Below are 13,697 nucleotides of genomic sequence, written 5' to 3'. Positions count from 1 at the left end.
CTGCCAGAGAAAGGCGTCTGCCATGACCACCTACCACCCGCTGCCCCGTCTCCCGCTCGTCGACCTGTCCAGCAACTACCTCGCGTACCTGGACGGGATCGACGCGGAGAACCAGGAGCGCCACCTTCAGGGTGAGCCGCTGCTGGACAACCCGTCCTACGACGAGTTCGTCGAACTGTGCCGCGAGAACGGCTTCCGTCACAAGGCGCAGGTCAGCGCCCACGTGATGGACTTCGATAGCTTCGACCGTGTTCTCGATGAGGAATTCAGTGACGAGCCGGAGCTGAAGTGGCTCCTTCCGCTGCCGTCCGTCGGAGCATTCGCTGACGAAGACATCACCGCCTTCATCGATTCCGATGAGGTGGAGGAGTGGATCAGCGAGCTCGGGACCTTCGCATTCCCCTCCTCGGCACGCCACTGAGAGCCGTCCCAACATTACCGGAGCCGCCCGCGGCTCCGGGCACCAACGCGGACCATCGGGTCTGCTCAGATATGAGATCAAGGGAGACCACCATGGGTCCGGAGTTCATCGTTCAGACCATCCACGAGCGCCGTCAGGGCATCGACCTGCTGGCCCAGCCTTACAAGCGCGAGACTGTCTACGCAGCTCCCGACAATGCGTGGGTGCACGAGATCGGCGTTCGCGAAGGAGGCTTTGAAATACTACGATAAAGATCCCACAGCGAGATCTTCTGGCGCAGCCAGCCGTCTGCTAGTCACGCTGACCGTAACGTCGCTCTCCGCAACACTCCCGGCACGATCCCTGTGGAGGAACGTAACAGCATCGCGACCAACCACGTCACGATGGTCAACGAGGCGACCGACACCTATCACCGTCTGGAGAGCTTGCTCGAGGCCAACGCCATGGAGATCCTGATGGCCAGCGATCCCGGCGTACGCATCCAGGCACAATACGGATGGATCAAGTTCCGTCGCAACCGGCTGCCGAAGCGGCACATGATCGATCTGCTGGCGTGCTTCAGCAACGGATGCCGGTCCCTGTATGCAGTCCGGCACTCGGACGGGGTCGGCGATCTCGAGACAGATCTTGAACTCATTCGTAACCAAGAGCTGAGGAAGCATGGCCATCGCCTCATCCTGCTGACGGAAAAGGAGATTTCGAAACCCCGCCGTTTACCGAGCCAGGGAAATTCTCCGCGCACGCAACCTGAAGAACGAGAAGAACAATGCGCTTGCGATTGAAGCCCTCCGCAAACTTGGCGGCCGTGCCCAAATGTTTCGACGTCATGCTGAACATGCCCGACACTGCCTTCTCCGTCACATGGAATGCAGTCTGGACGCTGATCGACGTCGGGCTCGTCATCCACGATCATCCGGAAGCAGTTTCCACTCCGCTCTCGAAACTCTCCTGGCTCCGGATCGTGGAGGAGGCCCGCCATGCAAACTAGCTTCCTGACCAAGGACGAAGGGTTCACGCGGTACGGGATCGGCCCGAACGACCGATGCCGCTACCTCGGCCGCCTGTGGGACTATTCCACCGAGTTCGAAAACGGCGTGGTCCTCCGGTACGTGGAGGAAGACAGGCCAGTGGAATTCGAGCCGCTTGAATGGAGGGAGGTCGCCAGGAAGGTCGAGATCGGCATCCTCGAGATCCTCTACGACTACCACACCGAGCGGAACGCCATCCTGCGGCTGCAGGAGGCGAAGATCTTCGAGCTTCCGCCTCGGGTGATCCTGCGCGCCCGCATGGGCAGCGAGTTCCTAGCGGCAGAGTTCGACGTGTACGACACCGGGTGAAGGTCAGCAGGTCGGATGGCTGCATCGCCAAGTTCCTCGCTGCCTTCATTGCGGAACGCGAGGAGCACACTCATCGCTTTGGCCCCATCCAACCCGTGGGTCATGGAACATCGATGGCTACCTCCATATAATGCAGCCGGACCAAAGAGAATAACTATTTTGTCGACGTCTTGAGGCACTCCTAGACCTCTGTAATTGGCATGCTGTCGGCTTCTTTACTTTCTATACTATAGAAACACCTAACTATCTGCGATTGTACCTTCATGAGTAATTGAAAATTAATCATTAATTACTAATTAACATCGCTAACTTATTGATTTTATTCATTGAAATATGGACGCACATGTCTTAGATGATGACTGCGGCATGGTGCCGCCCGAGAAGGAGCAGGACATGGAAAAGGCAAGATCTACCATCGCCCCCAGGTCGGCCTGCGACACCTTCCTGCGCGCGATGCCCGGGCTTCACGTCCTGCGCGCCTCCATGCCTGCGCATGCCCCTGCAACGGAGCCGCCGTTCGATCAAGGCTCGGATCCGGGCCCGGCGACACCGCCGATAGCAGGGAGCTGACGAAGGCCCCGCCATCCGGCTGAACATGAATACGGTGCCTCGACCTGCTCGCGCGGGACCGGGAACCCGTGTCCTCGTGTCCGGTCGGTCCGCTCCCTCCCATCCAAACCGCATCCACCCACACGCACCAAGGAGTGTTCTCATGACCAAGACCAACCGCCTTCCCGCCCTCGACCGCGACCTCCTCCAGCACATCGAGGACTACCTCGTCCGCCGCACGGAGGAGGCCGCCCGCCTGGACTATCTCGGCGAGGTTGCGCCCGAGCCGGAGGAGATCGAAGACATGTTCCCGGGCAATTTCCTCCCCGTGCGCATGCCGAAGCGCGTCCTCGACGGCGCTGTGAACCTTTTCGACGGGATCGACGAGGTCGACTACGAGGTTCGCGCCGAGATCACCGATGCGATCTCGTGTTTCCATTCGAAGGCTTGCGGCTTCGAGGAATGGGATACCGACTACGGCACCTTCCTGATGGACCCCTCCAGCATCCACTAGGCCGCCCACCCGATGCCACCTGTGCCGCCGTCCCCTGAGGAGACGGCGGACGGGATCCCCTTGCCCGAAAACGGAGACCACCATGAAGTCCGTCCGCGTTCTCACCCACATCAAGGACCTTCGCCGCGGCTTTGATGTCACGAAGATGGCCACCCCTCTCTCGGCCGCGATGCTGCGCCCGGACCGCCCCCTTTCGGGCCGTCTCGTCACCGTGACCGATGGCGTTCTCGACCATGCGACCGCGCTCACCTTCGAGGAGGCAGGCGACCGCACCGATGTCGCCTGGGTGCGGCCGTTCCGCTCCACCGGGACGCGCCAGCCTGCGCCGCGCACCCGCGGTTCGCTTCGCGGCCACGACTACGACGTCCGGCTGAACCGCGCCCTCGGCTTCGAAAGCGGCATCGAACTGAAGTTTGCCACCCTCCTGCGCGCGGACCGCAGCGTCGTCAACATCGAGGACCAGCCCGCCGCGGTGAAATTCTGGCGGCCGGGGGCAGAGGTGAAGACGAAGCACACCATCGACCTGCGCGCGACATTCGCCAGCGGAACCAAGCTCGGTTTCGTGATCAAGCACTCGTCGCAGCTTGAGCGCACGAACATCCTGGAGGATGTCGACCTGATGCGCGTGCAGTGCTGCGACTTCGCGGACGACTTCGTCGTCGTGACCGAACGCGAGGTCACTCCTGAGCTGGTCGAGAACGCGGAGGCCGTTGCCTTCGCCAACGCCGCCCGCAACGACCGCGACTGCCGGGCCGTCCTCGCATTCATGCAGGGGACGGAAGGTCCGGTGTCGATGTTCGACGTGGCGGAATCCTTCGACGAACCCGGCTGCGCCTGGTCGGCACTCCTGTGCCTGATCTTCGACGGCGTGGTCGAGCACCTCGACCCCGGGCAGCTCTTCGAAGACGCGCCTTTCGTTCGCATCACCGTCAACTGACAGACAAGGAGTCAGACAGTGCCGAAGCCCGTATCCGCAGCAGTCATCAAGTCCGTCGCCCGCATCACCGAGCTCGACAAGGTGCTCATCGACGACGTGGAATACATCTGGGACTGCGACGTCCCCGGTGGCAAGGTGTTCATCGAGATGGCCGGAAGCCACCGCGCGGTGACTTTTCTGGACGAGCGCATCCATGAGCTGCTCAGTGACGACCGCATGATCGTGCACCAGGGCTATCACTCCGCGCGCATGGCCGAGCGCCGCGGCACGATCGCGCTCGAGCATATGTCCATGATGGACGAGAAGAAGCTCGCCAAGGCGATGAACCGTCTGACCTGGGTGGAGCTCTACCTCCAGGTCAAGGCCGTCGGCCGCGGCAAGGGTCCCGGCTCCGACGCGACCATGGAGCCGATCATGGACGCGGTCAAACGCGAGTTCATGAAGAAGGCCAAGCTGTCGGAGAAGGCGAACGAGCGCAAGCTCCAGTACACCAACGCCGGGAAGTTCGAGCTCAAGGCACCGTCCGCCAGCACGCTCCGCGGCTGGCTCCGCCGCTATTTCGCAGCCGACTGCGACATCAGTGGCCTCATCGACGGCCACAAGGGCGACCGCAGCACCAAGTACACTGCCGAGGAACGCAACCTGCATGCGCGCTTCGTCCTGAAGTACGCGAGCACGACCAAGCCCTCCATCAAGCACCTGCACCGCCGCATGGTGGCGACGTTCAACCGCCTGAACCGCGGCCGCCGTCCGCAGGACCGTCTGCGTGCGATCTCCGAGACGTGGCTGCGCAAGAAGATCAACGAGCTTCCGGACTTCTACAAGATGGCCGGACGCGAGGGGCAGCGCAAGGCGCGCATGTATTTCCAGGCGGCGATGCGCGGGGTTGACCGCGGTGTGCCGCTGCAGCGCGGCGAAGGCGACGAATGGACGATGGACATCCACGCCTTGCTGGCTGAATCCTCGGTCTGGGCTGAACTCACCCCGAAGGAGCGCAAGGCATTCGAGAATGTCCGCCTCACCTTCTCGGGTGTGATCGACGTCGCGACCAAGTGCATTTTCGGTCTGCGCATCACCGATGGCGCACCCAGCATCGAGACGGCGTACGCCACCCTGGACATGACCACCCGCGACAAGACCTTCCTTGCGGAGGCCGCGGGCTGCCGCTGCCCCTGGGAGATGAGCGGCACCTTCCGTTCGATGGGCCTCGACTCGGCGACGTGGTTCGTCTCGGAGGGCATCAAGGGCGCGCTTCTGGATTCGGGATGCCGCTCCATCTACCCGCCCTCGGGAGAACCCTACTTGCGCGGCACCATCGAGCGCTTCTTCCGCACGATCGCGTCCCTCGGCCTGCAGGAATTCAGCGGCCAGACCTTCAGCAACGTCGTCGAGAAGGGCGACGGCAAACCGGAGGAGGAGGCCTCCGTCCGGAAGGACCTGCTCGTCAACATCTTCATCCGCCTCATCGTGGACGTGTACCACAACACGCCGCATGCGGGACTTGGCGGCATGACCCCGCGCCAGGCATGGCTGGAGATGACCCGCAAGCATCCCGTCCCCCCGGCTCCGACCGGATGGCTGCGCCGCAACATCTACGGGATCCCGCTCCAGCGCAAGATCACGAAGCACGGCATCACCTTCGACGACATCCAGTTCCAGTCGCCGCAGATCCAGGCGATGCGCCGCGACGACAAGGACCAGTGGGTCGACGTCAAGATCGACCGCTACAGCCTCGAAGAGATCTCGGTGATCCACGGCGACGCGATGTACCGCGTGCCTGCGGTCATGAAAGGTCTCAGGAACGTCTCCATCTGGCAGTGGAAGGCGGCCAAGGAGCGTCTGCGCGTCAGCGACCGCCAGTATTTGGAGTTCACGCAGTCCGCGGTGGACGACGCGATCGAGTGGGCGGCCGAGCAGGCTGACGTGGCGCGCGCCGAGCTCGAACTCGGAACGCCGGTCCTGAGCGGCGAGACGTTCGAGCAGCTCGAGGCGAAGATGGACCGCTTCATCCGCATCGTCGGTGTCAGCACCGAGCACGTGCAGGCGATCCGGAACCAGATCGCCTTCCGACCGGAGCTGTGCCGCCTGTTCGGCATGACCTCCACGCTCAGGGAGAAGGCGGAGATGACCCCTGCCCTCGCGAAGGTCCTCACGCCTCTTCCCGTTCCGCCGCAGAATGCCGCGGCACCCGAAGCCAAGGCCGTCAAGGTGACGCGCAAGGCGGTGTTGAAGGCGAAGCCCGTCACCCCGCCGGACGACGAGTTCGGCATGCCGAACTGATCCTACGCCCGGTGCCGCGGCTCACGCGGTCGGCACCGGGCTCACCTCCATTCATTCGTAAAATCGCAGAGGAACCACGATGCCCCTGAAGAATCTGCCTGCCAGCGCCATCGAAGCCATCTCGCGCGTGCGTCAGTCGATGCCGGACAGCCAGCTCGACATCGCAGACCGGATGGCCACGATCAGTGCCCACCACATCCCCACCTTCCGTGACGATGCCTTGAAGAAGCGCATCGACCGCATGAAGCGCAGCCTTGTTGCCCATTATTCCGGTGACGAGAAGCAGCACCGGATCCTGTTCGTCATCGGTGACTCCCATTCCGGAAAATCGAGCCTTATCGAACATGTACTGGCGACAGACCCCGCTTTCGATACCTACGTCGATTCCGACGGTGTCGATGCCATGACGGTGCTTTTGATGGACGGCCCGTCCCCGTGCACGCTGCGCAACATCGCTTACGACGGACTTGAGAAGCTGGGCTACCCTGTCAAGGCCAACCTGACGGAGAGCCGCATCTGGCCGCTTTTCCGTGAACAGCTCAAACGCCGTAAGGTCCTCTTCATCGTAATCGATGAGGCTCAGCATGCGGTCAAGAACAACACCAGCGACTACGAGATCCAGAAGGTGCGCGACACCTTCAAACACCTGGTTCAGATGCCCGACTGGCCGATCCGCCTTATCCTCTGCGGGGTGTCGCCGCTCGAACGCCTGCGTGAAGGCGACAAGCAGATCGAGACGCGCTCGACCATGATGCGGCTTGGCTCGCTGACGGCACAGCACACGGCTCACGTCGTCAGCTACATCGAGTTGGTCGTGACGCGCCATGCCGAGCTCAGGCTCGGTGACTTTCTCGGCGGCGACTTCGCCGAACGCGTGATCCATGCCTGCGGCGGCTGCTTCGGTTCCATCGTCAAGCTTATTCGTCTTGCGGTCGAGAACACACTGCTCAAGGGGGACGCCACGGTTACAGCCGAAAGTTTCGCGGCGGCCTATGGGGAGATGTCGGGTTGCTCGCCGACCAGCAACATCTTCACGGCCTCCGAATGGCAGGCACTCGAAGCGGGGGCTGCCAAGATCGTCGACCACAGCGACGAGGACACTCCGTCCGCACCGAAGCCCAAGCGCATCCGGGCGGGAGAGCGCCGCGCATGACCAGACTCGCAACCACGGTCCCCTTTCATGATGACGAAACGCTGGCTAGCTTCTGCTCCCGTACCGCGGCGGCGCACGGCATCCAGACCGCGAAATCCTTCTGTCTCCACATGGGCTTTCGCTTTCAGGGCATCATCGATGGCGACGAGCAGGCAATTACCGAGTTCGCCTACCTCACCGGGCACGATCCGGAGCATCTCCGTTCCCGCGCGCTCGTGAAGGACGACGGGAGGATCTGGCTGGGCCGCGATAGTCTTTCGAAGTTCGAGTTCATCCGCACCCGGGTGCGCTACTGTCCCCATTGCCTCGACGAGGACCGGGCGGATAGGTACGGGGCCGTCGAGACGCGGATCTACGGCCGCATGGCCTGGATACTGAGCAGTGTCCGAACCTGTCAGCGACACCGTGTCTTCCTGACGGAAGGAAGGGTCCGTGCCCGTACCGCCATCATGAACGATTTCGTCGCCATGGTCCGCGAAGTCGGTGCGTCGGATCCCATCTCCTTCGAGGGATATGCGCCTCGGAGCCGTTACGAGGAGTACCTGACCAACCGGATCTGCGTTCGGCGCCCGCCTGAGACATGGCTGGACTCCCTTCCCCTGCAGGTGGCGCTGCGTCTTCCGGAGGTCATCGGCGGCATGATCCTTCACGGCCGCGATTTCTGGTTCGAGTCGCTCGACGTCCGTCAGGCCGTGGAGGCGGCCGAGATCGGTTTCGAGGTGCTTGCCGCCGGGCAGCACTCCTTTGTCGCGTTCCTGGTATCACATCACGAACAGGCGCTTTCCGCAGGCGGCGAACTCGGTGGAGCCAGGCTGTATGGAAGGCTCTACGAGCTGCTTGCCCATGGGACGTCCGACCCGAACTACGACGAAATCCGGAGGATCATGAAGGACACCGCGATCGACCATACCCCGCTTGGTCCGGGCGCGAAGATGTTCGGGCCGATCGATCGCAGGCGCTGGCACTCCGTGAATTCGGCAATGGTGGCTTCGGGCCTGCATTTCATCCGGCTCAAGAAGCTCCTTCTTGCCAGGAGGCTCATCGCGAAGGCGGACTTCGACCGCAGCCCGAACAGCATTCTAGTCGACGCTGAGGTCATGGAGGCCTTCATCGCCAGGATCATCACGGCAACGGGCGCAAGCGAGACGGCCAGCCTACTGAACATTCCGCGTCACGAGTTCGACGCGATCCTGTCGTCGGGGTACCTGAAACCGTTCATTCCATGGACCCCGGAAACCCAGACACTGCCCGTGTTCGACCGGGAGACGGTCGAGGGCTTCGTCTCGACCTGCCTCGGAAAGGCCACCATCCCCTTCGACGGATCGGGATCGATGCTCCGGATTCCCAAGATTGCGAAACGCTCGCTGTGCAGCCTGGAGACCGTCTACCGTCTTCTCCTCGAAGGCGCGCTCGAGCGCGTAGCCGTCGATCCCGGAGCACGGGGTCTGGCCTCCCTGCGCCTGGACCTGCGCGAGGTCCGCAAGAAGATCAAGCTCTCGGATCACGGCGGTATAAGCTCGAGGGCGGCTTCAAGGTCGATCGGAGTTAGCGAGCTGGTCCTGATGGCGCTGATCCGCACAGGCCACATCAAGGCGAGGGAAGTGACTGGACGCGCTCCGTCCCGGCTCCGCACCGTCATCGCTCCGGAAGAGATCCAGGCCTTCAAGAAGAGATACATCTCGCTGTACTGGCTGGCCAACCATTCCGGTGTCCAGATCATGAAGCTCAAGACGAGGTTGCGGGAGGCTGGGGTCGCACAGGCCATCACGAATGCGGAAGTGGGTTCGACCTTCTATCTTAGGGAGGACGTGAGTGGATGGATGACTGCGGATTCGTCTGACAGATCCGCGAACCCGACGTTGGGCCGAGAGCGAAGTGGTGAAGCCGAACGGCCTCGAGCCCGCGGACGCAAACCGGAGGGGAAGCGAAGCAGGCGCAGTGCCTCTAGCTGTGCGCACGAATGTTCGGATACCGGAACTACCACGACCTGATCGCCAATCAGTGACGAGCCGTCGCTGCCGGACGCAGCCGTAGAACCGGGAGAACTTCGGGCGCGGGCGGATCAGTACATGGCGGAGATCGTCCAGATGGGGTTCAGCGACGAGGAGGCCTGGAACCTGATGTGCGGCTTCCAGCGCGGCTCCTGGTTGGGATCCCACGTTTTTTAAGCTGCCAGCGACCTGAGTAGACAGCACCAACCCGGGCGCGTTCAAATGAGCTACATCGTCCCCCACGCTCCGTTGCTGCGATGCCTGCGGTCGTTACCTAGCTGGATTTCAGTTGATCACAAATGTGAAATGCGAAGTCGCGGAAGCTCTTCACCGACGGTATGTAGTCGATCTTCACCCCTGCCCGTCGAGCGAATGCCAACAGCATAGAAGTTACCGTTATCCAAAACCAATCTGGACTGGGCTCAGTTGCTGCAGAAAGCACCGTATGCATTCGTTCACTGACTGGCGGGTGATCTGCTGAATTATCCCAATTCTCGCGTGGTGTGAGCGTGGTAATCGTGAGCTGCGCAATGATGATTCCCATGAGCCGTTTGCTTCGGACAAGCTCGGGTGCCCAGCCGCTGGCGACGGCATATGATGCGACTTGGTCAAGCATCAAAGAAAGCGCCCATTCATCGCAGGCACGCTCTTCGCCCATCTCATCGGCAGGGGTATCCCCAGCATGCTCGAAAAGGCCGTGGCGAATTTCGTGCGCAAAAACGTAAGCGCCCGCCATGCATACGAGATCGAATGTTCCCTTCTTCTCCGGATCCGAAATCTCCAGACCCTCGCGAGGGTAAGGCACATCTTCTGGCCAATCGAATCCTTCGACGCCGTGATCTCCGATCTCGATGATCTTGTCGAACAAGCGCTCGAAGGCGGCCTCCTTCTCGGCCTGGGCAGGTGATTGGCTCCATTGATCTGGAGCGAAATCCGCCAAAGGGAAGACTGCAAGTGGTATGTTGTAGGCTTCGATCGCCCTCCACGCAGCATATCCAGCAAGCCATAGTTGTCGCAGAGCAAGTTCGCTGACTTGGATTGTTCCCCACCTCTGCTGAAGAAGGAAACGGGGAGTGTCGAGCAACCGAACCCGGTCCTGCTGCGCGCCCCATAGTGCGCTTAGTTCATCAATCCTTTCCGGGACGACGCCGGAGAAAAGCCGGTCCACAGCTTCAGAAACGTCCATATTGCCCTACTCGATCTTCTGCGGTGTGTATTTGCGGGCACAACCACTCATAACCAATTGCACTCTTGACAGAGATCTTACCGATGGCCGAGTTGGTCTTTCAACTCATCAATCATTCGACCGAACCCCTCGTCTTCTACCGGATAGAGATGCTCATGGGCGTTTTCTGAGATGCCGCTCCGGAGCCAGAAATCCCGTGGTCTGAACTTGATCTTGGAGATTAGTCTGAGGCTGAAGTCCGTTTCCTCGTACGGAATTAAGCTCTTAGTTTCCATCGCATCAATCTCAGGGTATTCCCCCAGCAGGTACCCTTCTTGAACACCTGGACGCATCGCCACGTAGGGACAAACGTAAGCGCTGTTTGCCTCGCACCTTGACTGATGCCTGGTGAGGCATTTGCAAGACCGTCAATGCTCGACAAGTGACAATGTGCTTGGGCTTGGGCTTGGGCTTGGGCTTGAAGACAGTTTAGCTGTCTCTGGGCGATACGAGAGCCGAGCCGATCTCATATGAGCTTCTTGGAGGCTTGCGGAGGAGCCGTCGTAGGATAATCCATGGACGCAAAACAGTGGTCCGCCAGAACCACGAGAATAACCGTGTAAACAGGCACCGTAGCCAGCGCTGCAGATAGCAATGATCCGATAATCCCTGCGAGGCCGACCCACAGTAGAAAAGCACGCGGGCCAGCGACACTGTTGTAGGCGAACAAATACATCATCTCGATGATAACGTTCACGACCGTTCGCAACATGCATTGCCCTCCGAAGCCTGAGCAATATGACATCGGCCGGTTAGTGACAGGTGAAGGGGAAAATTAAGATTGTCCGTCCGCTTTCAGTGAGCGGCAGTGTTTACCGCCGTGCTGTTTTTGTGGTTCCAAGGCAGGAGTTCCCCGATCCGGCTCTGCTTGTGGCCGTTTACGATGGCGGTGAGCGTCGTGGTCAGGTAGCCCTGCGGATCGACGGCATTGAGCTTGCAGGTCTCAATCAACGAGGCGAGTGTCGCCCAGTTCTCTGCCCCAGCGTCATGTCCCGCAAAGAGTGCGTTCTTCCGATTAAGGGCAATCGGCCGGATGGTCCGCTCGACGCTGTTATTGTCGATCTCAATGCGCCCGTCGGTCAGGAAGAGCTTCAGGCCGTCCCAGTATTTGGCGATGTAGGCCAAAGCCTCGCCGAGCGGCGACTTCGTTGCCACGCGTGCGCGGTTATGGACGAGCCAAGTATGCATGTCGACGACCATTGGCGCTGACCGCTCTAACCGACCTGCAAGGCGAGCCTCTGGACCAAGGCCCCGAAGTTCGGCTTCGATGCGATACAGCTCGCCGATCCGCTTGACGCCTTCCTCGGCAATGGGCGCTGAGCCGTTGCGAGTGATCTCCACCAGCTTGCGACGGGCATGCGCCCAGCAATAGGCAAGCTGAATGTCCGGACCAACGCGTTCCGGCGCGATCAGCCTGTTGTATCCGGCATACCCATCGACCTGCAGAATGCCCGAGAAGCCCTGCAATATCCGTTCAGCATGCACTCCTCCTCGACCGGGCGCATAGGTAAAGGCGACACCCGGCGGAGCGCCGCCACCCCATGGGCGATCATCTCGTGCTAGCGCCCAGAAGTATCCGGTCTTGGTTTTGCGCGAGCCGGGATCGAGAACCGGCGCACGGGTCTCGTCCATGAACAGCTTGGTCGAGCGCTTCAGGTCGGCAATCAGTGCATCGAAGACGGGACGCAATTCGAATGCTGCCCGACCAACCCAGTCAGCCAGCGTAGAACGGTCGAGATAAACGCCGTGGCGGCTCATGATCTGGGCCTGACGATAAAGCGGTAGATGATCGGCGTATTTGGAAACCAGTACATGGGCGACAGTCGCTTCCGTCGGCAGTCCTGCCTGGATCAGCCGTGCTGGAGCTGGGGCCTGGACGACGCCGTCGGTGCAGGCGCGGCACGCATATTTGGGGCGACGAGTGACGATCACGCGGAACTGTGCTGGGATCACGTCCAGCCGTTCGGAGACATCCTCGCCAATGCAATGCAGGCAAGCGCCGCAGGCGCAGATCAGGCTTTCCGGCTCGATCACCTCCTCCACACGGGGAAGATGCTTCGGAAGCGAGCCGCGATTGATCGCACGTGGCTTGGCAATCCTATTTGCCGCAGGAGCGTCCGCCTCATCCTCGGCATGGATGACAGCCATGGCCGTCTCCAGGTCTTCCAGCGCCAGGTCGAATTGGTCAGGATCGCTCTTCTCGGATTTGCGTCCGAAGGCTGCCTGTTTGAACGCTGCGACCAGCTTCTCAAGTCGTTCGATCCGCTCATCCTTGCGAGCGATATGTTCGTCCTTGCTGGCTATCGCGACGTCCTTGGCCGCCTCGCTTAGCCGCGCCGCGATCAGCATCGCCTTCAGGGCGGCAATATCGTCGGGAAGGTCGGCGGCATCAAGCATGGTCGGAAGCTACCAAATCCGCAGCCGATTTGCCCTCGGAATTTGCGGTGCTGAGTCATCGTGCCGCAGCTATTCGACGGCCACCGGCGCTCTCGTCTGGACGGCATGAACCCGCCGCCAGTCGAGGCCCGCAAATAGGGCTTCGAACTGAGCATGTGTGAGTGTCATCAAGCCATCCTTGATGCCAGGCCAAGTGAATGTGTGCTCTTCAAGCCGTTTGTAGGCCATGACGATTCCGGAGCCATCCCAGTAGATCAGCTTCAACCGGTCCGCCTTGCGCGACCGGAAGACAAAGACCGTTCCCGTAAACGGGTCCTTATGCAACTCGTTTTTTACCAAGGCCGCCAAGCCGTCATGACCCTTGCGGAAGTCGACAGGTTTGGTCGCCACCATGATCCGTACGCGGTTCGACGGAAAGATCATGTCGCTGCCGCCAAGGCGCGGGCGATAGCCGCGATCCGGGACGCCGACGCGCCTTCCTCAAGACGGATCGTAACTGGACCCACGACAATCTCGGCGCGGGAAGCGACCTTGACGGTCTGCGGCTCCGGCGCTGGAGCATCAACAACGATGGCCGCAAACTCGACTGCGTCTTCCGGCTCTGGCAACACCAGCTTGCCCTGCCGCGCAAGGGTTCTCCACGATGACAGGTGGTTGGCCTTCAGCCCGTAGCGTCCCGCTACTTCATTTACTGTCGCGCCCGGGCGCAAACTCTCCGACACGATCCGCGCCTTGACCTCATCAGGCCACTGGCGATGCGTCTCACGCCTGCTCCGCGCCGTTGTGAAAACCTCCAACGTAGACTCCATGGAGAAACTCCTTGTCGCTCATCCATGGAATGTCGATCACAAATCAGAAGCCTGCAGACAATGTGGGGGTAGAACACCGGTTAC

15 protein-coding genes are annotated in these 13,697 nt (G+C 61.0%); 10 read left to right on the top strand and 5 right to left on the bottom strand.

The genetic code is table 11. From position 1 onward, the window contains the following. Nucleotides 1–22 precede the first annotated feature (22 nt). The 10 genes from DYZ14_RS21405 (at nucleotide 23) to DYZ14_RS21360 (ending at nucleotide 9,182) form a co-directional block, all read left to right on the top strand. Complete coding sequence (locus DYZ14_RS21405; protein WP_154722583.1) at nucleotides 23–421, top strand: hypothetical protein; 399 nt, start codon at nucleotides 23–25, stop codon at nucleotides 419–421. A 92-nt stretch (nucleotides 422–513) separates the two neighbouring features. Beyond that, on the top strand, nucleotides 514–672 hold the full coding sequence (locus DYZ14_RS21400; RefSeq protein ID WP_154722582.1) for a hypothetical protein: 159 nt from the start codon (nucleotides 514–516) through the stop codon (nucleotides 670–672). 93 nt (nucleotides 673–765) lie between these two features. Next, on the top strand, nucleotides 766–1,203 hold the full coding sequence (locus DYZ14_RS21395; protein ID WP_154722581.1) for a hypothetical protein: 438 nt from the start codon (nucleotides 766–768) through the stop codon (nucleotides 1,201–1,203). Further along, complete coding sequence (locus DYZ14_RS21390) at nucleotides 1,188–1,409, top strand: hypothetical protein (protein ID WP_154722580.1); 222 nt, start codon at nucleotides 1,188–1,190, stop codon at nucleotides 1,407–1,409. The genes DYZ14_RS21395 and DYZ14_RS21390 overlap by 16 nt, the downstream gene beginning before the upstream one ends. Next, the gene (locus DYZ14_RS21385; protein WP_154722579.1) at nucleotides 1,399–1,758 is read left to right on the top strand and encodes a hypothetical protein; all 360 of its coding nucleotides are present in this window, start codon (nucleotides 1,399–1,401) and stop codon (nucleotides 1,756–1,758) included. Before DYZ14_RS21390 ends, DYZ14_RS21385 begins: the two co-directional genes overlap by 11 nt. A 712-nt stretch (nucleotides 1,759–2,470) precedes the next feature. Next, nucleotides 2,471–2,821 (top strand): hypothetical protein, encoded by a 351-nt coding sequence (locus tag DYZ14_RS21380; RefSeq protein ID WP_154722578.1) that lies wholly within the window; start codon nucleotides 2,471–2,473, stop codon nucleotides 2,819–2,821. 82 nt (nucleotides 2,822–2,903) lie between these two features. After that, on the top strand, nucleotides 2,904–3,758 hold the full coding sequence (locus DYZ14_RS21375) for a hypothetical protein (RefSeq protein WP_154722577.1): 855 nt from the start codon (nucleotides 2,904–2,906) through the stop codon (nucleotides 3,756–3,758). Between the two features lie 18 nt (nucleotides 3,759–3,776). After that, nucleotides 3,777–6,038: a hypothetical protein gene (locus DYZ14_RS21370; protein ID WP_154722576.1), complete on the top strand. Its 2,262-nt coding sequence runs from the start codon at nucleotides 3,777–3,779 to the stop codon at nucleotides 6,036–6,038. A 79-nt stretch (nucleotides 6,039–6,117) separates the two neighbouring features. Next, nucleotides 6,118–7,191, top strand: a complete 1,074-nt coding sequence (locus tag DYZ14_RS21365; RefSeq protein ID WP_154722575.1) for an ATP-binding protein — start codon at nucleotides 6,118–6,120, stop codon at nucleotides 7,189–7,191. Continuing rightward, nucleotides 7,188–9,182, top strand: coding sequence for a TniQ family protein (locus DYZ14_RS21360; protein ID WP_195950071.1), 1,995 nt, complete (start codon nucleotides 7,188–7,190; stop codon nucleotides 9,180–9,182). The genes DYZ14_RS21365 and DYZ14_RS21360 overlap by 4 nt, the downstream gene beginning before the upstream one ends. A gap of 274 nt (nucleotides 9,183–9,456) precedes the next feature. Here DYZ14_RS21360 and DYZ14_RS21355 read toward each other — a convergent pair whose 3' ends face one another. The 5 genes from DYZ14_RS21355 to tnpA all read right to left on the bottom strand — a co-directional run bounded on the left by DYZ14_RS21355 (nucleotide 9,457) and on the right by tnpA (nucleotide 13,613). Beyond that, nucleotides 9,457–10,368 carry a phage exclusion protein Lit family protein gene (locus DYZ14_RS21355; protein ID WP_154722573.1) on the bottom strand — a complete coding sequence of 304 codons (912 nt, stop codon included), beginning with the start codon at nucleotides 10,366–10,368 and terminating at the stop codon, nucleotides 9,457–9,459. Between the two features lie 505 nt (nucleotides 10,369–10,873). After that, nucleotides 10,874–11,119, bottom strand: a complete 246-nt coding sequence (locus DYZ14_RS21350; protein WP_154722572.1) for a hypothetical protein — start codon at nucleotides 11,117–11,119, stop codon at nucleotides 10,874–10,876. 83 nt (nucleotides 11,120–11,202) lie between these two features. After that, on the bottom strand, nucleotides 11,203–12,804 hold the full coding sequence (gene tnpC, locus DYZ14_RS21345; protein ID WP_154722571.1) for an IS66 family transposase: 1,602 nt from the start codon (nucleotides 12,802–12,804) through the stop codon (nucleotides 11,203–11,205). 69 nt (nucleotides 12,805–12,873) lie between these two features. Continuing rightward, complete coding sequence (gene tnpB, locus DYZ14_RS21340; RefSeq protein WP_154722570.1) at nucleotides 12,874–13,227, bottom strand: IS66 family insertion sequence element accessory protein TnpB; 354 nt, start codon at nucleotides 13,225–13,227, stop codon at nucleotides 12,874–12,876. After that, nucleotides 13,224–13,613 carry an IS66-like element accessory protein TnpA gene (tnpA, locus tag DYZ14_RS21335; RefSeq protein WP_154722569.1) on the bottom strand — a complete coding sequence of 130 codons (390 nt, stop codon included), beginning with the start codon at nucleotides 13,611–13,613 and terminating at the stop codon, nucleotides 13,224–13,226. Before tnpA ends, tnpB begins: the two co-directional genes overlap by 4 nt. Nucleotides 13,614–13,697: the final 84 nt, after the last annotated feature.

Source organism: Ciceribacter sp. T2.26MG-112.2 (assembly GCF_900492205.1).
Lineage (GTDB): Bacteria > Pseudomonadota > Alphaproteobacteria > Rhizobiales > Rhizobiaceae > Allorhizobium > Allorhizobium naphthalenivorans_A.
This window is presented reverse-complemented; position numbering and strand designations above follow the sequence as displayed.

Excerpts from the sequence above, each read along its gene's own strand:
- DYZ14_RS21375 (WP_154722577.1), top strand. The coding sequence starts at position 2,904 with ATGAAGTCCGTCCGCGTTCTCACCCACATCAAGGACCTTCGCCGCGGC.
- DYZ14_RS21355 (WP_154722573.1), bottom strand. The coding sequence starts at position 10,368 with ATGGACGTTTCTGAAGCTGTGGACCGGCTTTTCTCCGGCGTCGTCCCG.
- DYZ14_RS21405 (WP_154722583.1), top strand. The coding sequence starts at position 23 with ATGACCACCTACCACCCGCTGCCCCGTCTCCCGCTCGTCGACCTGTCC.
- tnpC (WP_154722571.1), bottom strand. The coding sequence starts at position 12,804 with ATGCTTGATGCCGCCGACCTTCCCGACGATATTGCCGCCCTGAAGGCG.
- tnpA (WP_154722569.1), bottom strand. The coding sequence starts at position 13,613 with ATGGAGTCTACGTTGGAGGTTTTCACAACGGCGCGGAGCAGGCGTGAG.
- DYZ14_RS21400 (WP_154722582.1), top strand. The coding sequence starts at position 514 with ATGGGTCCGGAGTTCATCGTTCAGACCATCCACGAGCGCCGTCAGGGC.
- DYZ14_RS21390 (WP_154722580.1), top strand. The coding sequence starts at position 1,188 with ATGCGCTTGCGATTGAAGCCCTCCGCAAACTTGGCGGCCGTGCCCAAA.
- DYZ14_RS21380 (WP_154722578.1), top strand. The coding sequence starts at position 2,471 with ATGACCAAGACCAACCGCCTTCCCGCCCTCGACCGCGACCTCCTCCAG.
- DYZ14_RS21365 (WP_154722575.1), top strand. The coding sequence starts at position 6,118 with ATGCCCCTGAAGAATCTGCCTGCCAGCGCCATCGAAGCCATCTCGCGC.
- DYZ14_RS21360 (WP_195950071.1), top strand. The coding sequence starts at position 7,188 with ATGACCAGACTCGCAACCACGGTCCCCTTTCATGATGACGAAACGCTG.
- tnpB (WP_154722570.1), bottom strand. The coding sequence starts at position 13,227 with ATGATCTTTCCGTCGAACCGCGTACGGATCATGGTGGCGACCAAACCT.
- DYZ14_RS21385 (WP_154722579.1), top strand. The coding sequence starts at position 1,399 with ATGCAAACTAGCTTCCTGACCAAGGACGAAGGGTTCACGCGGTACGGG.
- DYZ14_RS21350 (WP_154722572.1), bottom strand. The coding sequence starts at position 11,119 with ATGTTGCGAACGGTCGTGAACGTTATCATCGAGATGATGTATTTGTTC.